At 32.9% G+C, this 22,044-nt stretch carries 20 protein-coding genes and 1 tRNA gene; 12 read left to right on the top strand and 9 right to left on the bottom strand.

All coding sequences use genetic code 11. From position 1 onward, the window contains the following. The first annotated feature begins 55 nt into the window (after nucleotides 1-55). The gene (locus tag PBT89_RS12235) at nucleotides 56-940 is read left to right on the top strand and encodes a hypothetical protein (RefSeq protein WP_270062156.1); all 885 of its coding nucleotides are present in this window, start codon (nucleotides 56-58) and stop codon (nucleotides 938-940) included. A gap of 10 nt (nucleotides 941-950) precedes the next feature. Continuing rightward, nucleotides 951-1,814, top strand: coding sequence for a hypothetical protein (locus tag PBT89_RS12230; protein ID WP_270062155.1), 864 nt, complete (start codon nucleotides 951-953; stop codon nucleotides 1,812-1,814). A gap of 31 nt (nucleotides 1,815-1,845) precedes the next feature. Here PBT89_RS12230 and cdaA read toward each other — a convergent pair whose 3' ends face one another. Then, on the bottom strand, nucleotides 1,846-2,625 hold the full coding sequence (gene cdaA / locus PBT89_RS12225; protein WP_270062154.1) for a diadenylate cyclase CdaA: 780 nt from the start codon (nucleotides 2,623-2,625) through the stop codon (nucleotides 1,846-1,848). 37 nt (nucleotides 2,626-2,662) lie between these two features. Then, a complete protein-coding gene (gene folP / locus PBT89_RS12220) occupies nucleotides 2,663-3,487 on the bottom strand; it encodes a dihydropteroate synthase (protein ID WP_270062153.1) in 825 nt (274 codons plus the stop codon). A gap of 91 nt (nucleotides 3,488-3,578) precedes the next feature. Here folP and PBT89_RS12215 point away from each other — a divergent pair, with 91 nt between their 5' ends. From PBT89_RS12215 to PBT89_RS12190, 6 genes are all read left to right on the top strand, one after another. Next, complete coding sequence (locus tag PBT89_RS12215; RefSeq protein WP_270064260.1) at nucleotides 3,579-4,127, top strand: DUF1599 domain-containing protein; 549 nt, start codon at nucleotides 3,579-3,581, stop codon at nucleotides 4,125-4,127. Nucleotides 4,128-4,151: 24 nt separating this feature from the next. Then, the gene (locus PBT89_RS12210; protein ID WP_270062152.1) at nucleotides 4,152-5,246 is read left to right on the top strand and encodes a BT_3928 family protein; all 1,095 of its coding nucleotides are present in this window, start codon (nucleotides 4,152-4,154) and stop codon (nucleotides 5,244-5,246) included. 132 nt (nucleotides 5,247-5,378) lie between these two features. Continuing rightward, entirely contained in the window at nucleotides 5,379-6,131 is a 753-nt protein-coding gene (gene tpiA / locus PBT89_RS12205) for a triose-phosphate isomerase (RefSeq protein WP_270062151.1), read from the top strand. 3 nt (nucleotides 6,132-6,134) lie between these two features. Continuing rightward, nucleotides 6,135-6,968: a 50S ribosomal protein L11 methyltransferase gene (prmA, locus tag PBT89_RS12200; protein WP_270062150.1), complete on the top strand. Its 834-nt coding sequence runs from the start codon at nucleotides 6,135-6,137 to the stop codon at nucleotides 6,966-6,968. Between the two features lie 56 nt (nucleotides 6,969-7,024). Then, on the top strand, nucleotides 7,025-7,294 hold the full coding sequence (locus PBT89_RS12195; protein ID WP_270060615.1) for an ATP-dependent Clp protease adaptor ClpS: 270 nt from the start codon (nucleotides 7,025-7,027) through the stop codon (nucleotides 7,292-7,294). A 186-nt stretch (nucleotides 7,295-7,480) separates the two neighbouring features. After that, nucleotides 7,481-7,554, top strand: a tRNA-Arg gene (locus tag PBT89_RS12190). Nucleotides 7,555-8,001: 447 nt separating this feature from the next. On the opposite strand, the gene PBT89_RS12185 is transcribed toward PBT89_RS12190, so the two are convergent. Together PBT89_RS12185 and PBT89_RS12180 are read right to left on the bottom strand one after the other, a co-directional pair. Further along, nucleotides 8,002-8,385, bottom strand: a complete 384-nt coding sequence (locus PBT89_RS12185) for a DUF805 domain-containing protein (RefSeq protein ID WP_270062149.1) — start codon at nucleotides 8,383-8,385, stop codon at nucleotides 8,002-8,004. A 511-nt stretch (nucleotides 8,386-8,896) separates the two neighbouring features. Continuing rightward, nucleotides 8,897-9,223, bottom strand: coding sequence for a DMT family transporter (locus PBT89_RS12180; RefSeq protein ID WP_270062148.1), 327 nt, complete (start codon nucleotides 9,221-9,223; stop codon nucleotides 8,897-8,899). A gap of 284 nt (nucleotides 9,224-9,507) precedes the next feature. On the opposite strand from PBT89_RS12180, the gene PBT89_RS12175 reads away from it, so the two are divergent. Next, the gene (locus PBT89_RS12175; RefSeq protein ID WP_270062147.1) at nucleotides 9,508-10,920 is read left to right on the top strand and encodes an alkaline phosphatase; all 1,413 of its coding nucleotides are present in this window, start codon (nucleotides 9,508-9,510) and stop codon (nucleotides 10,918-10,920) included. Between the two features lie 170 nt (nucleotides 10,921-11,090). Here PBT89_RS12175 and PBT89_RS12170 read toward each other — a convergent pair whose 3' ends face one another. The 5 genes from PBT89_RS12170 to PBT89_RS12150 all read right to left on the bottom strand — a co-directional run bounded on the left by PBT89_RS12170 (nucleotide 11,091) and on the right by PBT89_RS12150 (nucleotide 15,984). Continuing rightward, nucleotides 11,091-11,900, bottom strand: coding sequence for a hypothetical protein (locus PBT89_RS12170; protein ID WP_270062146.1), 810 nt, complete (start codon nucleotides 11,898-11,900; stop codon nucleotides 11,091-11,093). A 34-nt stretch (nucleotides 11,901-11,934) separates the two neighbouring features. Next, nucleotides 11,935-13,128 carry a GTP-binding protein gene (locus PBT89_RS12165; protein WP_270062145.1) on the bottom strand — a complete coding sequence of 398 codons (1,194 nt, stop codon included), beginning with the start codon at nucleotides 13,126-13,128 and terminating at the stop codon, nucleotides 11,935-11,937. A gap of 94 nt (nucleotides 13,129-13,222) precedes the next feature. Further along, a complete protein-coding gene (locus PBT89_RS12160; protein ID WP_270062144.1) occupies nucleotides 13,223-13,633 on the bottom strand; it encodes a Fur family transcriptional regulator in 411 nt (136 codons plus the stop codon). 122 nt (nucleotides 13,634-13,755) lie between these two features. After that, on the bottom strand, nucleotides 13,756-14,907 hold the full coding sequence (locus PBT89_RS12155) for a hypothetical protein (RefSeq protein WP_270062143.1): 1,152 nt from the start codon (nucleotides 14,905-14,907) through the stop codon (nucleotides 13,756-13,758). A gap of 537 nt (nucleotides 14,908-15,444) precedes the next feature. After that, the gene (locus PBT89_RS12150) at nucleotides 15,445-15,984 is read right to left on the bottom strand and encodes a glutathione peroxidase (RefSeq protein ID WP_270062142.1); all 540 of its coding nucleotides are present in this window, start codon (nucleotides 15,982-15,984) and stop codon (nucleotides 15,445-15,447) included. Nucleotides 15,985-16,533: 549 nt separating this feature from the next. Here PBT89_RS12150 and PBT89_RS12145 point away from each other — a divergent pair. From PBT89_RS12145 to PBT89_RS12135, 3 genes are all read left to right on the top strand, one after another. After that, complete coding sequence (locus tag PBT89_RS12145; protein WP_270062141.1) at nucleotides 16,534-17,103, top strand: RNA polymerase sigma factor; 570 nt, start codon at nucleotides 16,534-16,536, stop codon at nucleotides 17,101-17,103. A gap of 163 nt (nucleotides 17,104-17,266) precedes the next feature. Further along, nucleotides 17,267-18,424: a FecR family protein gene (locus tag PBT89_RS12140; protein WP_270062140.1), complete on the top strand. Its 1,158-nt coding sequence runs from the start codon at nucleotides 17,267-17,269 to the stop codon at nucleotides 18,422-18,424. 166 nt (nucleotides 18,425-18,590) lie between these two features. Then, nucleotides 18,591-22,004 (top strand): SusC/RagA family TonB-linked outer membrane protein, encoded by a 3,414-nt coding sequence (locus PBT89_RS12135; protein WP_270062139.1) that lies wholly within the window; start codon nucleotides 18,591-18,593, stop codon nucleotides 22,002-22,004. Nucleotides 22,005-22,044: the final 40 nt, after the last annotated feature.

Below are 22,044 nucleotides of genomic sequence, written 5' to 3'. Positions count from 1 at the left end.
ACAATTTTCAATAAAATGTGCGTTGTATTTAAAACCATCTTGAAGTTTTGAAAAAATGAAACATTCAGATTATAAGCTGATGCAGTACATCGCTTCAAAAATGAGATTTCAAATCATTATTACTTTAACCATTTTACTTTTTGGGATCATAAATCCTGGATTCTCGCAAGGCGTAAATTTAAATGCTATCGAGGAGTTTCGGTACAATGGATCTAAAGAAAGTTTGTTGAGACTAAAAATGGAGGTTGACAATTTTGAAGAAGATGGTCTACATTTTTTACGAGTTCAAAAAGTAAATTCAGCTTTAGATAATACGGGCAAAAGTTTGGGTTGGCATAGTAGCTATCCTAATGAAGGGCAGTGGAGCAGAAGCAGATATATCAATTTTAATCTTCAGGCACCTTCAAGAGACGCTAGGTCTATAAAAAAACTTTCCGCAGTAATACAACATTTTAGCGTTTCGAAAGAGAAAAACTCTTTACTGTCTATTGAAAATATAATGCAAAAAAAAGAGGTTAATTTTTTATCTCATTTGGATGAAGAAACTAAATTAATTTTGCTTGATTTTGAAACATTAAAAGAGTTACGAGGGCAAGCAGAGTACAAACCTTATATTGAAAAATTACACCAAAATCTTGATATAGGAAGCACATTGGAAGAAGCTGAGCGCTTTGTTGAAAATCTTTTCTATTTTTCTTACGAGGATAAGGGAAGCCATTTATTTTTTTATAAAAAAGATCCTAAAAATAAAATATTCAGATTCTATATTTTTAATGGCAAAGGCGAAAAAATAAATACTGGATATTCGTATGCGCATGAAAAAATTGTGGTGTATTTAGCGGAAGCACCAGACGAAAATACGCGTTTAGAAATTATGTATGAGCATCCCGATGCTCTCGATAAAGTGGAACTCGATTTAAAAAATATCCCACTTCCTTAAATTACTCAGAATGAAAAATCTTTTCTTTTTTGTGTTTATAAGTATGGTGTTTTGTCGTCAAATAATGGCACAAGAATTTCATGTTTTTGTTCAGGATATCCAGGAAATTAGGACGACGGTTTTTGCAGATAATTCGAGGGATAAAGCGGTTAATCAGCTTAAAATCCTTACTTCTGTAAACGGTATTAGATTAGACAAAAATCATCTGATAAAATTACAGAATCTTAATGTGGTAGACGATAAAGGCGAAGTGTTGCAGCTTATTGGTACTTCTAGAATTGAAGAATATTCTTCAAGAAAATCCAAGGAGATCGTTTTAGAAACTCCAAGCCGGCAAGCCAAAAGCATTACGGTTTCAGGTAGTTTAAGCTATTTTACGCCTAATAAGCAAAATAAAGCTTATGCACGTATCGATAATTTTGTAGAGCGTAGCGGTGAAAATTTGCTCAAAGAGCATCCAGAGAATGCAAAACTTAGCATTTTAACGCCTACAGAACTTTCTAAATTACAAGTTGAAATTGATAAAAGAATTACGAACGAACTAGAAGAATCTAGCGTAAAATTGAGTGAACAGGAGGTTTTAGACAGAGAACTTTCTAGAAGAATCCTAAAAGATATTGTACGAAGAGGAACAGATAATCGCGCTAATTTCATTAATTTTAAAATATATCCTTCTCCACAAAACTTTTATAGTATTAAAGTATTTAATGAAAAAGATCAGGTGATTTCTTATGGTTCTGCTTCAGTAGAAAATCTTTATCAAATTAATTTAAGTGAAGGGCCTACAGCGGGAAGTTATATCGAAGTTATACTAGAAAACGATGAAGCGATAAAGCAGCTAGATTTTAGTTTAGAGAATATATATTTACCTTAAAAAAGATTTTTAAATAAATGTAGATTAAAATTTATCGTAAATCTTCTTTAATACGTTCTCTTAGTTCCTCATTACTTTCAAACATGGTAAATTCCCCGTCGCGGATATAAGAGATTTGACCTGTTTCTTCACTAACTACTAAAGCTAGAGCATCTGTTTTTTCAGTAATTCCAACAGCTGCACGGTGGCGCAAACCAAAACGTAGTGGGATAGAACGATCATTAGAAACCGGTAAAATCACGCGAGTAGCAGTTACTTTATTTTCTTCGATTACCATCGCACCATCATGCAGCGGACTGTTCTTGAAGAATATCGATTCGACAATTGGCTGATTTAGCTCTATATTCATCTCGTCACCGCTATTTTTTACAAAATCTAATTTTGTACTTCTTTTAATCACGATTAAAGCACCGGTCTTTGTTCTTCCCATAGATTCGCAGGCATCTACTATTATATCTACTTTGGTAGCGCCATCCTCAGAATCGTCGTTTCTTGTAAATTTTAAACTTCTAAAAAAACGTCCGTTTTTGGTAATATTGGCCGAGCCAATCATCAATAAAAACTTCCTGATTTCTTGCTGAAAAACCACGATTAAAGCAAACATTCCTACGCCAACAAACTGGTCTAAAACACTACTTAAAAGTTCCATTTGAAGTAGTTGCGTAAGTCTCCAAACCAGATAGATGATCACAATACCGATAAAGATATTTACCGCAACCGTCCCTCTAACCAGTTTATATACATAGTACAGCAGAATTGCGATAAGAACTATATCGAGAATATCCAGGAAGCGAATACTTAAAATATCCAAATTTGCGAGGTTTTATGTAAAAATAGAAAATAAAAGATTATTTGCTTAAATGCGCTATCAATTTTATAGACTCCATAGCTTCTTTAACATCATGGACCCTTAAAATCGATGCACCTTTGGTTAGTGCTAAAGTATTAAGCACGGTTGTACCATTAAGTGCTTCAGTTGGATCGATATTCAATGTTTTATGAATCATTGTTTTTCTTGAAATACCAATGAGCACTGGAAGTTTGAAGCTTGAAAAAAGATCTGATTTTTTCAATAATTCAAAATTTTGTTCGGTTGTTTTTGCGAAACCAAATCCGGGATCTAAAATAAGATCGTTAATACCTAAAGCTCTTGCTTTTTTAATTTTTTCTGAAAAATAGAAAGTGATGTCACTTACCAAATCCTCATATTCGGTTAATTGTTTCATGGTTTTTGGCGTGCCACGCATATGCATCATTATATATGGTACCTGATATTGCGCAATTACAGCCATCATTTTTTCATCTAGATTACCAGCAGCAATATCATTAATCATCGCCGCACCGGCTTCAATAGCTTCAGCAGCAACTTTACTTCTAAAGGTATCTACAGAAATTAAAATTTCAGGAAACTCTTTTACTAAAAGTTCTATTGCTGGTACTACTCGGTTTATCTCTTCCTCTTCAGCTACATCCTCTGCATCTGGCCTACTGCTATAACCTCCAATATCGATAAAGGTGGCGCCTTGCTTCAGCATTAAATCACCTTTTTTAAGAATATCGCTTTCAGTTTGCGTTCGGCTATGCTCAAAAAACGAATCTGGCGTAATATTTAAAATTCCCATCACTTTGGGAGAAGAAAGATCGATAAGCTTGCCTTTGCAATTGATCGTCATGTCTTTAGAAGTTTTAAAAATTAGGGCAGTTCAAAATAATTTTGACCAGCTGGAATATTTGCCCGAAATTTACGCAAATTACCACGGTTTTATGCAAGACACCTCGAAACAATACGATGCGGTAATCGAAATTTGTCGCAGTTTGTTTACCAAGAAAATGAAAGATTACGGCTGTGCATGGCGAATTTTAAGATTGCCATCCTTAACAGATCAAATCTTTATTAAAGCGCAACGAATACGAAAACTTCAGGAAAATGAAGTAAGAAAAGTAGATGAAGACGAGAAATCTGAATTTATTGGCATTATCAACTACTCGATCATGGCACTTATTCAGCTTGAAAAAGGAATTGCAGATCAGCCAGATTTGGGCGCAGAAGAAGCCTCACAGCTTTATGATGAAAAGATCACTGCAACGAAAGAGTTAATGATGAATAAAAATCACGATTATGGCGAAGCCTGGCGTGATATGCGTATAAGTTCGCTAACAGATCTTATCCTTCAGAAATTATTGCGTGTAAAGCAAATTGAAGATAATAAAGGACAAACTTTGGTAAGCGAAGGTATTGATGCTAACTATCAGGACATGATCAATTATGCGGTATTTGCAATGATTCATTTTGCTGAAGCTGAAGAAAAATAATATCCAAAAACCACCAATATTAAGATGAAGTTATTAGTGAAATTTGCCCGCATTTTTGTAGGTATTCTTTTTATTTTCTCAGGATTTATAAAACTGAATGATCCTATTGGATTCTCTTTTAAACTTCAAGAATATTTTTCACCAGAGGTTTTAGATTTAGCTTTCTTATCGCCTTTTGCGCTGGTAATTGCTATCTTAATTTGTGTTTTCGAATTGGTGTTGGGAATAATGCTGCTCATTGGTTATTTGCCTAAATTCACGGTGTGGAGTTTGTTGCTGATGATCATTTTCTTCACCTTCCTCACATTTTATTCGGCATATTTTAATAAAGTGACCGATTGTGGTTGTTTTGGCGATGCCATCCCGCTTACACCTTGGCAAAGCTTTACGAAAGATCTCATTTTACTTGTTTTCATTTTAATATTGTTTTTTAATAGCAAGATGATCAATCCGGTTTTTGTTCCAGCAAGCCATCGTTGGATCATTTTCTTAAGTTATATGCTCTGTTTTTTATACGCATATTACGTGTTAATGCATTTACCGGTTATCGATTTTAGACCTTACAAAGTGGGAAATAATATTCCGGAATTACGAGATATTCCTGAAGGCGCTGCAACCGATGTTTTTGAATATCATTGGAAATTTAATGTGGATGGTAAAGAAGAAGTGGTAGTGACCGATGGAAGTTATCCGCAGCACGAAGGTGAATTTATTGAAGTTGATACAGAAATGATTGAAGAAGGCTATGTGCCGCCAATTCACGATTTCCAAATCTTAGATGATGGAGATGATATTACTTCAGAAATTCTTGAGGCCGAAAAAGTATTATTAATTGTAGCTTACGATCTAAATCTTACCGAGAAACAAGGATACGAAGCTATAAAATTTCTGGAAAAAGAAGCTAAAAGTAAAGGTTATGAAGTGGTTGGATTAACCGCCTCAGGAGATGTTTTAAAATCTAAGATAAAAGAAGAATTTAATCTTGAATTTCCTTTTTATCAAACCGATGCTACTGCACTTAAAACAGTGGTAAGGGCTAATCCAGGAATCTTGGTTTTAGAAAAGGGAACAATAACTCAGAAAAAACATTGGTCTGATGCTTCAGCAATAAAATTATAAGCAAATTCTAAAAAGTTTTAGAAGATTAATAAAAAGCTGCAAAAGCCTTTTACACAACTAAGCTATGTGTGTGCGAATCGGTATATTTGTAGAAATCAGCTTAAAAATTAAACAATCTTAGAACATTTAATTATGAGAAAAAATATTGTAGCCGGAAACTGGAAAATGAATAACGACCTGGCACAAACCCAGGAACTTATTGCAGATCTAAAAAAGCAAATGTCTGGCGAGCCGGCAGCAACCATCATGGTAGCACCAACATATACAAATCTTTATCCTGCGTTTGAAGCTTTAAAAGACACCCCTGTTATCGTTGCAGCTCAAAATATGCATCAAGAGGACAACGGTGCTTTTACAGGAGAAATTTCTGCAGCTATGCTTAAAAGTGTAGGAGTAGAGACTGTAATTTTAGGACATAGCGAAAGACGTGCTCAATTTAATGAAACAAACGAGCTTTTGGCTAAAAAAGTAGATGTAGCTTTAGAAAACGATATGACCGTGATCTTTTGCTTTGGTGAGGAATTAGAAGATCGTAAAGCAGATAAACATTTTGATCTTGTGGAGCGTCAGTTAAAAGAAAGTTTATACCATCTTCCTAAAGAGAGTTGGAAAAGCATCATCCTTGCTTACGAGCCTGTTTGGGCTATTGGTACAGGAGAAACTGCATCGCCAGAACAAGCTCAGGAAATGCATGCATTTATTAGAAAAAGTGTTGCAGATAAATTTGGTAGCGACGTAGCCGATGGGGTTTCTATACTTTATGGAGGTAGTTGTAAGCCAGGAAATGCTAAAGAGATCTTTGCAAACGAAGATGTCGATGGTGGATTAATTGGTGGAGCAAGCCTTAAGGCAGAAGACTTTTTAGCAATTGTGAACTCATTTTAAAAAATGGCATCAAATTATCTTGAATTTCAGTTTAAAATAAATCCACCAGTTCCTGCTTCAGAAATATTAATTGCTGAATTGGGCGCTTTAGGATTTGAAAGTTTTGTGGAAAATGAAGATGGCGTTACAGCATATATTCTGAAAGATGAATTTCAGGAAGAAATGCTGGCTGAGGTTCAGATATTAGATTCTGATGAATTTGAAATCTCCTATTCTTCTTCCGAGATACAACAAGTTAATTGGAATGAAGAATGGGAGAAAAATTTTCAGCCTATTGTGGTTGATAATACCTGTAGTGTACGTGCACCATTCCATCCAAAGCCGGAAACCGAATTTGATATTGTTATCGAGCCAAAAATGAGTTTTGGAACTGGACATCATGCTACTACGCATATGATGATTCAGTTTATTTTAAAGAATAGCTGGAAAGGTAAATCAGTCTTAGATATGGGCTGCGGAACCGGAGTTTTAGCTATTTTAAGTGCACAGAAAGGTGCAAATCCTGTTGAAGCTATCGATATAGATAACTGGTGCTACTTAAATACACTTGAAAATATTGAACGTAATAATGTTCCCGACATTAACGTTAAAGAAGGAGGAGCAGAACTATTAGGTGACAATAAATATGATGCTATAATAGCGAATATTAACCGAAACATTTTGTTGAATGATATGTCGAAATATGTTTCAGTTTTAAAATCTGATGGCGATTTATATCTAAGTGGATTTTATAAAGAAGACATTCCTATTATCCGAGAAGCTTGCGAAAAGCTGGGATTAAAATTTCAGGAAAATCTTGAAAAGGATAAATGGGTTGCGGTAAAGTTTTCTTTTTGAGTTGTTTAACTGTTATTTTTGTATTTTTGCGGTCTCCGAATTAAATTTAATACCCTATGAGTACACAAGAAGAAGTATTAGAGAAAGTAGAAACTAAAGTTGATAAAGAAAACGAGATTGTTTTATATAATGACGATTACAATACCTTTGATCATGTAATCGAAACTTTAATTTACGCCTGCGATCACACTCCAGAACAGGCAGAGCAATGTTCTATTTTAGTGCATTATAAAGGAAAATGTACGGTAAAGACCGGAGCTTTTAATGATTTAAAACCAAGATGCTCTAAACTTTTAGATGCAGGATTAAGTGCAGAAATTGTTTAGATAAAAATAGGTGATTTACAATGCGATATTTTAAGGTTGTAAGAATTATTGTTCGCTAGGCATTAATGTGTTACAATTTCGACCTATATTTTTCTTGAAAAAAGTTTCAAAAAAGTTTTTCTGAATTTAAAATAAAGAATATATTTGCACCCGCTTAAGGTTATTGCCTTTAGCGAAACAAATAAAGGCCTCGTGGCGCAACTGAATAGCGCATCTGATTACGGCTCAGAAGGTTGCAGGTTTGAATCCTGCCGAGGTCACTTTTTAAGAAGATAAATGATTACAAAACCACGCAAATCCTAGGAATTGCGTGGTTTGCGCGTTTTTAGGTATGTCGTTAAATAAACGGTTTCCGGGAAAAATTAGTACAAGAAGCGCCAAATATTTAAATATATCATATAGCGGATCAAACCAGGAGAAATGAGATGAGCTTTTTGAAAAAGAACAGGAAAAGATCTATCGAAAAGATAAGAGTTACTATCTAAGGGTTTCTATATATAATACCCCTCAAAAGACCAGAAATTACATAGTACATAATAAGTTTCCTGCATAGCTTAAAACATTGGTTTGCAAGTCTATTATATTTTAATTACTAATTTCCGAAAATCAGATTTAAAAAAGGCTAAGAAAAATCTTTGTGAAAAAGTTCTCTTAGCCTTACAATTCAAAATCTGAGATAATCTTACTCGGGATTAATATTCCAAATATTAGATGTCTTGTATAATAAATTCTTGCTTTGGATTTGCACCATACTCATTATTTTCAGGATCACTGTCTGTAATTAATAAGATTAGCATCCAAATAGGCCCGACTAATGGGATAAAGTTAACTAATAGCATCCAGCCACTTTTGCCTATATCATGTAAACGTCTTACAGATACTGCAATTGATGGAACTAAAGTAGCCAGCATGTATAAGACATAAATACTAATAAAAGCAGGAGTTTCTAGCCATGCACTAAGTGCAGAACTTACTGCAATACAAAGTATCGTAAATAAGGCGTTAAATAGACCAAACATAAAATATTCTTTTCTTCTTGCTCTACCGTTAAAATCTGAATATTGACGGAATGCTTTTAAATACCATTTCATAATTGAATTTTTAATTTTTGTTTATACTATAAATAGAAAATATGGGGAATTACATTTTTGACTGAAACTGCTACCATAATTGCGAGTTTTGCCTAGATTTGATTTTTTAAAACGGATTAATAAGTAATAGTTGTAGTACATAATATCATTAGCAAAATTCCATAAATCATAATAGGATTATTTAAGTTTAAGTTCATGCAAATATCTTTAGGAATTGGATTCTGCAGTAGACGGTAAGCCGTGAAATGTATCTCCCTGAAAACAGTAGGTCAGTTTATTTTACGGCATAAAGAATAGTAGTTTAGCTTATTGAATTTTGTAAACGAATAACTAAGTTTTCGATAATTCTTGAAGATTTTTTAGGCGAAAAAAAAAATCTTTTTACTATTTCATTTCGGGTTTTAATTGATACCCTTTTTGATTATCTATGTAAAGAAGTTTTATCATTTTAATAGGAAAGCCGATAATTTTAGATCACTGATTTCAGAATTATTTTTATTATTGAATTTTATTAGTGGGAAACTAATTTTAAACCGATGATAGAACCAATAAGTGTAGTTATAAAAAATAACCTCCAAAATGTGGCTGGTTCTTTAAAAACAAATATTCCCAAAAGTACGGTTCCGGCAGCTCCAATTCCCGTCCAGACAGCATAAGAAGTGCCAATAGGGAGTGTTTTTGTAACTTTTACAAGTAAACTCATGCTAAGGAAAAGACATAGTAAAAAACTGCCAAACCAAACCTTAGAGGTCATTCCTTCAGTGTGATTAGCTTTGCCAAGACATAAAGCAAAAAGCATTTCAAATAATCCAGCGATAATCAGGAGTAACCAATTCATAACAATAGATTTTCAGTAAAAATAGAAACAATTATGAATAAAATCTCGATAAGAATCGATATTCAAATTCGGTAATATTTAATTCTTTTTTTGATCATTAAAAACCATAAAAATACATTAGAATGAATAGTTGTGATATTTATATTGAATATTTTGCCGATGCTTATTCCTATCTTTCTTTCAAACGTTGATAGGCACTTTAAAATAAAGATTTGTAAGTTAACTTCAAGATAATATAGACTAATAAAAAATATTTTATATTTAACGCAACTAATATGCGTTAAATGAAAAGAAGAGATTTTTTCAAAAACAGTAGTCTTTTTGCTTTTGGAAGCCTTGCAAGCCAGTTTCATTCAGATATTTGGATGAATAGCAAAAACAATTTTCAAACTAAAAAAGCCAAAAATATCATTTTTATGGTAAGTGACGGGATGAGTACCGGCACTTTAAATATGGCTGATAGGCTTTTACAAATTAGCAACGGCAAAGGAAGTCACTGGTTAGATTTATATAGAGAGGGTAAAATTAATAGAGCTTTAATGGATACTGCTTCAGCAAGTTCGCTGGTAACAGATTCTGCCGCAGGTAGTTCTTCTTGGGGTGGGGGAAAGCGTGTCCCTAATGGATCATTAAATGTTTCAGCAAATGGAGAAAAACATTTACCGATTCTTCAAAAATTCAAAAGTTCAGGGAAAAAAGTAGGCTGTGTAACAACAGTGCCAATTACGCACGCTACACCAGCTGGTTTTTCGGTAATGCAAAAAGATCGAGGAGATCAAGAAGCGATCGCTTTAAAATATCTGGATCTGGAATTTGATGTGATGATGGGTGGTGGTAACGATTATTTTTCTTCTAGTAAAAGAGCAGATGGGAAAGATGTTTACGCGAGTTTTAAACAAAAAGACTTTACCATTTTTAGAAATCGAAAAGACTTATTAGCATCCAAATCAGATCAAAAAATTCTTGGTGTTTTTGCTGATGGTGGGCTTCCTTATGCATTGGATAGGTCTAACGATAAAGAATTAGAGGAGTCAACACCTACTTTAGCTGAAATGTCTAATCAAGCTATTAAACATCTTTCCAAAAATAATGATGAAGGTTTTGTATTGCAAATTGAAGCGGGAAAGGTAGATTGGGCAGCTCATGCTAATGACCCAGGAGGTTTGCTGTATGATCAAATAGCTTTTGATGAAGCCATAAAAGAGGTTATAGACTTTGCTGAAAAGGATCGCGAAACATTGGTGATTATTACAACAGATCATGGAAATGCCAATCCCGGACTTATTAAAAGTCATGATGTAGATAAAAATTTCAGCTATTTGCAAAATTTTACTCATACCAATGATTGGTTACTTCAGCAGATAAAAATGAAAGCAAATTCTTTTTCATCAATTCGCGAAATGATCGCAAATGCTAATGGCGATAAAACAATTACAGACGAAGAAGCCAAAATATTATTGAATTTTTACAATATAAATAATGGGGGATTATATAATACCGGTAATTTACCTTATGGCCCGCTCGCAGAAATGCAAAAGAAATATACGTCTATAGGTTGGATAAGTATGGACCATTCTGGCGATTATGTAGAATTAGCCGCTTTTGGCCCAGGAAGCGATGAGCTTAAACCTTTCGTAAAGAATTATGAGCTGCATCAGTTTATGCTACAATCTGCTGAAGTAGAAGATAACTTTTGATTTTTGTAAAAACCCATTAAGAAATAGCTAATATTGGCCATTTCTTAATGGGTTTTTATAAGCTTTTTCTAGTTAATTAAATTTCAAAAAATAACCGGCAAAGATGGTCGAATAATAATCACAAAACCAACCATTATTAAACTTCACCGGCATTCTTATAAAAGAGATTCTTATTTTAGTAGTACACTTCTGGTAACGTCGTTATATTCACCTTTAATTGGTTGATCGTTATTATCGAAAAGTTGCAGTCTAATATCAATTTGTCCTTTTGATAGGCCTTTTATAATATAAGGTTGCCATTTTGTAATTTTGAATGTTTCACCGTTTATAGTAGCTTTCACATAATTGCCATTTTCAGACAAAGTGGTATTCAATAGAAAAAAATCAAGTAATAAATTCTCAATATCTTTTCCAGAATATTCTCCTTTTGGTCGGCTATATATTAATGTGGGCTTCGTAAAATCTACATTAGATCGTTCGTCAGGACTACTACCAATTTTGACTGTTTTGGTAATAAAAGATTGATCGTTTTTAACAGATTCGTGATATGATCTGCTTAAAAAAGCAACAATATGATGTGTGCCTTCAGAAAAATCTTTAGAAAATTCAGTTTCGTAATGTGCTGAATAGGGTTCGTTATCAACAATAAAATGAATGTGCTGTCCTTTATCAGAATTTGCAAGTCTCGAAGTTATTTCATTCTTTGTTGTTTGCGCTCCTAATTGGTAATTATCCACGTTGAATTTGAATTCAACAGTGTTTTTCGTAAACTGATTATTTTCAGGAATAACAAGACTTAAACCTGAATCCTCATATGCCGGAGATTCTTTTAAAGGCTCTATACTTATGTTTTGACTTTCAGTGTCTTGGAATGATTCTTCTGTTTTATTTTTTTTTTCTTTATTCTTCTCATTATTTTTGCAAGAGGAAAAGCTTAGTAATGCTACCACAGCGTATAGTGGTAAGATTCTATAATTCATAACTATTTTTATTTAGTATTACTAATTCTAAGTTTTAAACTGGCCAGCAATCATGAAGCTCAAGATAGCCTAATTGCCATGCTTCTAGTTCAGCTTCATTAAGAAGGCAGGCATTAAGTTTTTCTGCTAATTGATTTTTATCGTAATGCATTCCTATAAAAACGAGTTCGTTTTTACGATCACCAAATGCTGCATCCCAGTCTTTTTCTATAATGTCTTGATTTTCTATAAATGCGGGATGGTCTATACGTTCATTAAATTGCATGGAAGCCCACCAGACGCCTGCGGGATCGGCCTTAAAAGATCCCCCGGCACTGCTCCAAATTAAAGCCTGTTCGGGTCGAGATGCTAACCAAAATAGGCCTTTACTTCTTATAATTCCTTGCGGGAAATTTTGCATTAAAAACTGAAACAAGCGCTCTGGATGAAAAGGAAGAAGTTGCTTGAAAGTTAGCGAAGTGATCCCGTATTCTTCGGTTTCAGGAATGTGTTCATTTTCCAATTCTTTTATCCATCCTGCAGAAGCTTCAGCTTTTTCAAAATCAAAACTTCCGGTACCAATTACTTCATTATAATCAATTTCAGCATTTTTAGCCTGTATTATTTTTGCTTCCGGATTAAGTGCTTTTACAAAGGCTTTAACGCGCTGCAATTCTTCAGCGGTAACTAGATCTATTTTATTTATAAGAATAACATTAGCAAATTCTATCTGATCGGTGAGTAGATTAACAATACTCCTTTGGTCTTCTTCGTCACTTGCCAATTGACGATCTTTTAAAAGAGAAGCGCTAGAAAAATCATTTAAAAAGTTGAATGCGTCAACCACAGTGAGCATACAATCTATGTAGCTGATATTTTTTAAATTGAAGTGGCCTAATTCATCTTCAAAACTAAAGGTTTGAGCTACCGGTATAGGTTCAGAAATCCCTGTACTTTCTATAATTAAATAATCAAACCGCCCATCTCTTGCCAGACGTTTTACTTCAATCATTAAGTCTTCCCGAAGCGTACAGCAAATACATCCATTGCTCATCTCAACTAATTTTTCTTCAGTCTTAGAAAGTGTATGTTGATTCTCGACAAGCTGAGCATCGATATTAATTTCGCTCATATCGTTTACGATTACAGCGAGTTTCATGCCTGCACGATTGTGAAGTAGATGGTTTAAAAGCGTCGTTTTTCCAGCTCCTAAAAATCCACTAAGTACAGTAACTGGTAGTTTTTTCATACTATTTGGTTAAGTATGTACCAAATGTATAAAAGAATTTTTAATTAAAGCAATTAAGTTGCATTAAATTGATCTGAATTTGTTTTACTGAAGTTTAAGATTTGGCAGTGGTACAGGTTTTACAGATACCAATCAGCAATAATTGAGTTTCTTTAATTTGGTAGTTTTTAAGTGTAGGAACTTCTAAAGTCTGCGGAAGACATTCTACATTTCCGCAGTTTTCACATTGAAAGTGTAAGTGATTATGGATATGTTGCTCTGGCTCTTCTTCACAATCTTTACAAAGTGCGTAGTAAGATTTACCATTTTGCCCGGTTACAAAATGGATTTTTCCGGCATCTACAAAACGATCTAACATCCGGTATACGGTTGTTTTATTAATGTTATCTTCTATTTGTTCCTTAATCTCATCTGCGGTGAGTGTTTTAGTTGCTTTTTGTAAAAGATCTAATACTGCTTGTTGATGTTTTGTATTTCTAGTTTTTTTCTCTTCAATCCTACTCATTTTCTCCAAATTTATAATGTAAAATTAGGCATTCTAGGAATGAAAAAAAAGTCTATTTATGGTAACAAATGAAACAAAAAAGCAGGCGAAAGCCTGCTTTTTCTATAGTTAGTGTATGCTTTTTAATGTTGGTGGTTATCGTCATTAACTTCGTTCATGACCAAGGTCACTTCAGCTTCAAAGGTTAAACCGGTGGTGGTTTGGGCCTCTACTGTTATTAGATATTCACCTTCGGTTAAACTATGGTTATGTGCGACGTTTATTTTTCCTGATTCGGCCTCTATAGAAATAATTCCTTCCTCATTCTCAAAATTGCTACCGTCCTTTTTTATGGAAAGAATAGAAAAAGATTTTTTATATTTTTCAGGATATATTTGTGGAGCAGCGGATTGATAGGTTTGGTGTAAACCTATATGCAACCTATTGGTTGATATGGTCCAATCTAAATCAGGATAGTACATTCCGTATAAAAATTTTATTTCGGGAATAAATCTCACACGAAATTGTCTTCTGGCTACTGTAAACCCATCACGTTCTAAAGAAGAAATTAAATCATAGGTCCATTCTGCTTTTTGTTCCGGATCTCCAGGGTTTTCAGCGAAAGAGATTACATTTTCATTGAGTAATACTTTTTGATCTGGTCTACCATTTTGATGTAGCTTCCAACTGGTGTTTTCTAAGTCCAAATCTTCAGCAAGAATGTGAAATTTTGATGAGGTGGCATCACTGTACATTTGATAAGCGAAGGGAATAGAAAGCTCATTATCCAATTCTTCAATTTGAAGAGCCGCAGGTTTTATCTTCACATAAAATGTTTTACTTACTGGTAAATAAGCGTCTGCCTTTGCAGTTAAAGTAACGACATAAGCTTCTGGTAATCGATTTCCGTTAATAGAGGAACTAAAATTGTTAGGATATAATTGCTGACTATTAACTACTAATTTATTGGTAGTGGCGTCGACAAAAATTCCTTCCTGAAGTACATCATATAATTTTTTTTCAGCATTAATGATGCTATTTTCGTTTGAAAATTTCATCTCAAAATTCACATTTTGGGATGGATATTCTTCTGGTAAAACAGTTGTAAAATTACTGCCATAATTCAGTTTAATGGTGTCGGGTACTTGTAGCGGTGCCAGATAGCCTACGAGCTCAATTTCTTCTGGTTCATCTTTGCCAGATGTATCAACCATAAAGTCATCATCGCTATCACAAGCGAAAAACATTAGCAAACTTGCCAAAAGGCACATGCTTTTTAGATAAAATTTAGTCATCGGATATTTTTTTGCAAGAATACTGTTTCTTGATTTTAAACGCAACATATTTGCGTTAATTATTGCGGTAATGTTGCGTTATTGAAAGATCTTCTATAGTATTTATACATAAAGAACAGGCCAAGTTTCAATTTTATAGCATAATAAAGCGTTCGGAATGATGATTTAAAACCCTTAAAACTATTTATTTAGGAAATATTTATTGTCTATAATTTTGTGAAGAAAAATAACTACGTGAGCATTAAACCAGAAAATAATGTTTTAGCTAAGTGGAGATGATTTTCAGCTTTGAAAAAAAGAGAATGTCTAACAGCTTAAAGGATATCAGTTGGAAAACCGAAAGCAATACATTAAATCTCGACCTTATTTTAGTATAGAAGTATTATTTTAGACATCGTACCTAGTATAGATGAAATTATTCTTATAAAGAGAAATTTTCATGAACTTTTTAAAATGAAAGAATTTAATATAGGCGAAAAAATCTAATTTGAGTGATTACTCTCTGCTGTAATTTAAAACGCAAAATTCAAGAAAGTCTTAATCGGTAATCCATTTTATAATTTCAGGATCATTCGGAAGTTTTTGTGATTCTAGCACCGCTACTAATTTTCCGTCTTTACTAATTAAATATTTCTGAAAATTCCATTTTACTTCAGAATTTTTAAATCCGTTTTTTTCTTTTTGTGTCAAGAATTTATATAGTGGATGCATATTTTCACCTTTGACAGTTATTTTCGACATCATTGGAAAATCGACTCCATAATTTTGCTGACAAAATTCTTGTATTTCTTCGTTACTTCCAGGTTCCTGATTACCAAAATCGTTGGAAGGGAATCCAATAATCACAAAATCTTCATACTTATATTGTTTGTACAATTTTTGAAGAGAAGCATATTGCGGAGTGAATCCACATTTACTAGCGGTATTTACGATCATTACTTTTTTTCCTTTTAAAGAACTAAGCTCGAACTCGTTTCCGTCTATATCTTTTACTTTATAATTATAAATCACTTCTTGATTTTGGGACATTACGAAGTTTCCTGACAACATTATTAATACTATAAAGAAATATTTCATTGCTAAATTTTATTTTGAGTACTAAGGTAACTATTTATTTAAGGTGAAAAATGTGTAGACTACACGAAAAATTTTTTATGTATTCGGAAAAAGTAGACGGTTAATTATGTAAACGTATAAAAATCAGATGTTGAGGAAATATCAAGCCTTATATTGGTGAGAATGGGTGTAAGGTATTATCATGTTCAAAATATAATCCTATTTATGTAATATGGGAATTAAAAGACCATTTTAGTCTGTGCTCAATACAACTTTCGGGCGACGAAATCGCATAGAATATAGATTTGCGGTTACAGTAAAACCTATTTTATAATAAATACATGAGCCTCCATCAGTAGTTTTTTGTACGTATAAAATTATTTAAATAGATGCTATTGCTCCAATAAGTTTAAGGGATTGTAATTTTAATTGTTAAATAAAACGATTAAATTTTCTTCTATAAATAACTATTTAAAAATCAAAACTTCGTTTTATTGTTGATATCCTAAATGTAATCTAATATTAAATTTTTGTAAAAAATATCATTAATTTTGTTAATTAATTGCATCAATGATAGAGTCTTCAATGGATGATGAATTTCTTAAAAAAATAAAAAAAGGAGATAAGCGAGCCTTAACTTGTTTATACAACAAATATTGGAAAATGTTATATATGTCCTCCTTTAACATATTGAAAGATAGAGAAATTTGTGAAGAAATTATTCAAGATGTTTTTATCGATGTTTGGAACAATAGAGCAAAACTTCAGATTAAAGTCTCTCTAAAAAGTTACCTATTTGCTTGCGTAAAATATAAGGTTTTTTCAGAGTTCAGGAAAAACAAAGCAGTTCATTTAGAGTTATTTGAAAATTTAGATACAAGATTACAGCAAGTAACTCCCGAATCTAAAATTATTGATCAGGAACTAAGACAACACATAGATATTGTTGTAAATAATCTACCTAAAAAATGTCAAAAAGTTTATAAGCTGAGTAGATATGAGCAATTGAGCCATAAAGAAATTGCAGAAAAATTAGGTATTTCAACTAAAACTGTAGAAAATCATATAGGAATTGCTCTCAAAGTACTTCGCACCTCTCTTGGAAGTATATATATCATTTCATTATTTATTTCCTTATAAATTTATTATTCAAAATAGATTTTTTTGTCTTATTATTCTTATTGGTGTTAATTGAAGGTTTGTTTTAGTCTTAAATTTTGTTAAAATTTAAAATAATTCAAATTTAATTTAGGGGGTACTTAGATTTTTTGACACTATACTAATAGAAACTAAAATTAGATTTTTGAAAGAATCAGAAATTAATACCATAAAGCTCAAAAAACTTATAGAAAAATATCTAAAAGGAGATATTACAAGTATCGAGTTACAGCAGCTAATGAATTACTATGAGAGTTTTCAGCAAGTTGACAGTTGGACTACTGAGATGGGCTCAGAGAAGGAATTAGAAAATAAGATGCTAATTACTATTCTTGAATCTTTAGAAAATGAATCAGAAGCAAAATCAGTTCCCTTTTATAGAAAAGGGTTTTTTAAATATGCTGTTGCTGCTTGTTTCGCAGTATGTATCGGGATTAATTTCTTCTATTATTATCAAAATGATACATCGCATGTAAGCCAAAATACCTCGAATATTCAAAAAGGAACAGATAAAGCGACATTAACTTTTGCAGATGGAACTCGTGTTATTTTAGAAAATGGAAAAGAATATAATTCCGATGCAGTTTATAGCAACGGAACTCATTTAGTTTATAAGAACAAAGAAAATAAAGATAAATTAAAGTGTTCTTATCACTATTTAAGTGTTCCCAAAGGAGGAAAATTTTTTATTGAACTGGCTGATGGAACAGAGGTGTGGTTAAATTCAGATTCTAAAATTTCGTACCCAGAAAATTTTATAGAAGGAAAAAAACGAGTAGTAGATCTGATTTATGGCGAAGCTTACTTTAAAGTCTCTCCAAGCTCAGCACATCAAGGAGCACGATTTGTCGTAAAAACAGGTGATCAGGAAATTGAAGTATTGGGAACTGAATTTAATGTAAAAGCTTATAAAGAAGAACAACATATTTATACGAGTTTGGTAGAAGGGAGTATTCAATTAAAACATGCTACTAATCATATTGAAAAATTAACTCCAGGTGAACAGGCTATTTTTAATAAAGAAAGTAACGATGTGATTGTTTCTCCAATCGATCTCTCCTATGAAATTGCTTGGAAAAAAGGCTTGTTTAAATTTAAAAATGCAGATTTAGAGGAAATTATGACCGTTTTGTCACGGTGGTATAATATAGATGTCAGCTTCGATAATGAAGCTCTAAAACAAATACAATTTACTGGTCAACTTAGGAAAGATCAGGATTTAAAAAGCATTTTAGATTTATTTGAAAATACAAATTTCATCAAAACATATAAGCTCGAAAACAATCATGTCCAATTAAAATAATCTTCAGAAAAAAGGGAGTAAAGCCTGCACTCGCCAAAGTTAATGCTTTCTCCCTTCTATTTAATAACCAGTTAAATGAATTAACTAATTAACACCCTCTAAATTTATGAAAATAAAATTAACCGGTACCTCTTGTGAAACGCTAAGTAGGTATTTCAAGATTCTTATGAAAAGTTTCATTTTTTTATTCTGTACAACTGTCTTCAGTTTTTCTTCAAACAATATCTTATCTCAGAATGCCAAAATATATGTCAAGGAAGATAAATTAGTTTCTGTAGATGAGGTACTCAATTTGGTGATGAGCCAAACAGATTACGTTTTTGTGTACCAATCAGATTTATTTAAAAACTCATCAAAAATCGATTTAAAGGAAGGAGCCATCAAAGCTAACGAATTGCTTAATTATAGTTTAGCAGATAGCAAATTTGATTTTGTTTACGATGGTGAGTATACCATAGTATTTAAAGAAAAGCCGAAATCAAGTCAACAAGTAATTGCAATTACAGGGAAAGTTACCGATAAAGAAGATATGCCTTTACCTGGACTTACTGTATATATCACTAACAAAGAGCCTACAATAAAGAACGGAAAAGCAGATAATGACAATATAGTAAGAGGTACAGTTACCGATTTTGATGGTGTTTTTTCCATTAAAGCAACTGTAGGTGAGTTTCTTGTAGTTAGTGGAGTAGGTTATGAAGCCTATTATCAAAAAGTTGAATCTACATCAACAGATGTTTCTATTACTTTAAAAGAAGAAATGAATTCTTTAGAAGAAGTAATGGTTGTTGGGTACGGAACAACTAGAAAAAAAGATTTAACAGGATCTGTAGGATCTGTAAAAGCTGAAGCATTACAACAAATAAAAACACAAACTTTAGATCAGGCCTTGGTGGGGCAAGTAGCCGGTGTTTATGTACAAAATAGAGGAGGGCAACCAGGAGCCGGAGCTTTTGTGCAAGTTAGAGGGCTTAGCCAAATTAGAGGAGACAATCAACCATTGTATGTTATTGATGGAGTTCCAATAAATATTACACCAAATACCGAATCTCTTGGGATTATTAATTATGGATCGCGTGAAAATCCGCTTTTATCTATAAATCCGGATGATATTGAACGTGTAGATATCTTAAAAGATGCTTCAGCAGCTGCGATCTATGGTTCCAGAGCCGCAAATGGTGTTGTTATAGTTACTACCAAACGTGGTAAACGAGGTGAAGCCCCGAGGTTATCTTTCAACGTAAGTTCTACCTTTCAAAATCCAGTGGATACTTATGATTATTTGGATGCTTCAGGATATATTTCTTGGACTCAAGCCAATGCTCGTCGTATATTAAGTGGTGTTCCTGAAGAAAATTGGGAATCTGCCTACCCGGTACAATATAACATTTTAAATAATCCAGATAGTTATTTTGGTAATGCAAATACTAATTGGCAGGATTTAATTACGAATAAAAATGCTTTATGGACAAAATATAGCTTAAGTGTTAGTGGAGGGACAGAAAAAGCAAGTTATTTTACCTCTCTTGGTATATCCGATCAAGATGGAGTTATGATTGGCAATAATTTTAAGCGTTACAATTTAAGTACAAATGTAGACGCTAATGTAACCGATCGTTTAAAAGTAGGAACTTCTATTAATTATAATTATACCGTTAATAAAAACAATGGGTTTACTTCTTTAAGTCAAGGAGAATTTAGACCTGATTTAGGTCCTTATAATGAGGATGGATCATATTCAACTTTTGATGGCGAATATGGTGAACAGTTTACGCTTTTAGGAAATGGAAATCAAATAAGGGATAAAAGAATTTCTAAAAACCTTTTAGCCACTATTTTTGGAGAATATGAAATTATTGATGATTTGAAGTTTAAATCTCGAATTAGTATTGGATTGAAAGAAGACAATATCGATGAGTTTTACACTTCAAAATCTACAGAAGCTTTATATGAAGGTTTATATTATAGCCGACCTGGTGCTGCTTTAGGTGTACAAACTAACAATAACTGGTCTACAACATTTACAAATACGCTAAACTTTAATAAAACGATCAATAACGATCATACCATCGATGCTGTTGTTGGAGTTTCTTGGGATCGAAGTCGTTATGATGCAGAATCACAAACTTATAGAGGTTTTCCCGACGATGATATTTTAACCAATATAGCTTCAGCAAGTTTTTTTGATAATGCCAATAGCGAGAGTTTACAGCAGGGCTTAAACTCTGTTTTTGGAAGAATAAACTACAATTATAAAAGCAAATACTTAGCTACATTTACTGCACGTAGGGACGGATCGACAAAATTTGGTCCAGATAATCAATTTGGATTTTTCCCTTCTGGTGCTCTTGCCTGGAATATGCATAACGAAGATTTCTTAAAAGAAGTAAGTTTTATTAATCAACTTAAGCTTAGAGCTTCTTTGGGGCGCGTAGGGTCTGACAATTTACCTTCTTTTACCTACTTGTCCTACTATCAGGCGTTAGAAAATGGAGATTCTTATTATGATGGCCAAAACGGTATAGCGGTTACAGGAGTGCCAAATACAGGAATTAGATGGGAAGAAACAGATCAATTAGATCTTGGTGCAGAATTTAGTTTATTCAATAATCGTTTAAACGCTGAGATTGTTTATTATGAAAAAAATACTTCCGGTATAATTTTATTTTCCCCAATCCCTGCAGAAACTGGATTCAACTCTTGGAATACTAATATTGCAGATGTTTCGAATAAAGGTTGGGAAATAACAATAGGAGGGGATATCATTAGAAATAAAAATTTCACGTGGAATTCTTCACTTAATATCGCAACTATTAAAAATAATGTGGATCACTTGTATGGTTCAAATTCAGGAGATCAAACTGGTATTGTAGAAGGTCAGCCTATTGGCGTAATAATGGGGTACGATGTAATTAAAATTGTTCAGACACAGGAAGAAATAGATGAATTAAATAGTACGGTCGACGGTCGCTATCAGTCTTCACTAAGACAACCAGGAGATTATCTTTTTAAAGATATAAATGGTGACGGTAAAGTGAATACAAATGATAGAACACCTATTGGTAATCCTAATCCCGATTTCTTTGGGGGGTGGAACAACCGACTTTCTTACAAAAATTGGAGTTTAAACATGAATTGGAATTTTGTTAGTGGAGCGGAACGAGAATATGAAATGATAACAAAATTGAGGTCTATCGATATTAACTCAAATATCACCAATCTAGTAAGTAATACATGGGCAGAAGATAATACTGATGCAACTTATGCAAGACATGGTTCAAGAAGTCACGGCTCTACTCCAAGTTCAAAATCAATTGTAGATGCATCTTACATAAAACTTAGATCTGCTTCTATTAGTTATAATTTGCCTAAAAAATGGTTTGGAGATACAGGAATTTCTAATACTCGATTAACCTTGAGTGGAAATAATCTAATCACTATTACCGATTATCCCGGTTTAGATCCTGAAGATGTTTCTAGTTTTGGTTTTGCGAACCGAAGTACCAATTTCAACTCAGATGATGGACTTTCGTATCCAAATGTTAGAACTTTCACGTTTGCTCTAAATGTGACCTTTTAAATAGAATGCAAGAGCATATTATCTCAAACAAAAATTTTAA

This window comes from Zunongwangia sp. HRR-M8, assembly GCF_027594405.1.
In the GTDB taxonomy this organism is placed as follows: Bacteria; Bacteroidota; Bacteroidia; order Flavobacteriales; family Flavobacteriaceae; genus Zunongwangia.
This window is presented reverse-complemented; position numbering and strand designations above follow the sequence as displayed.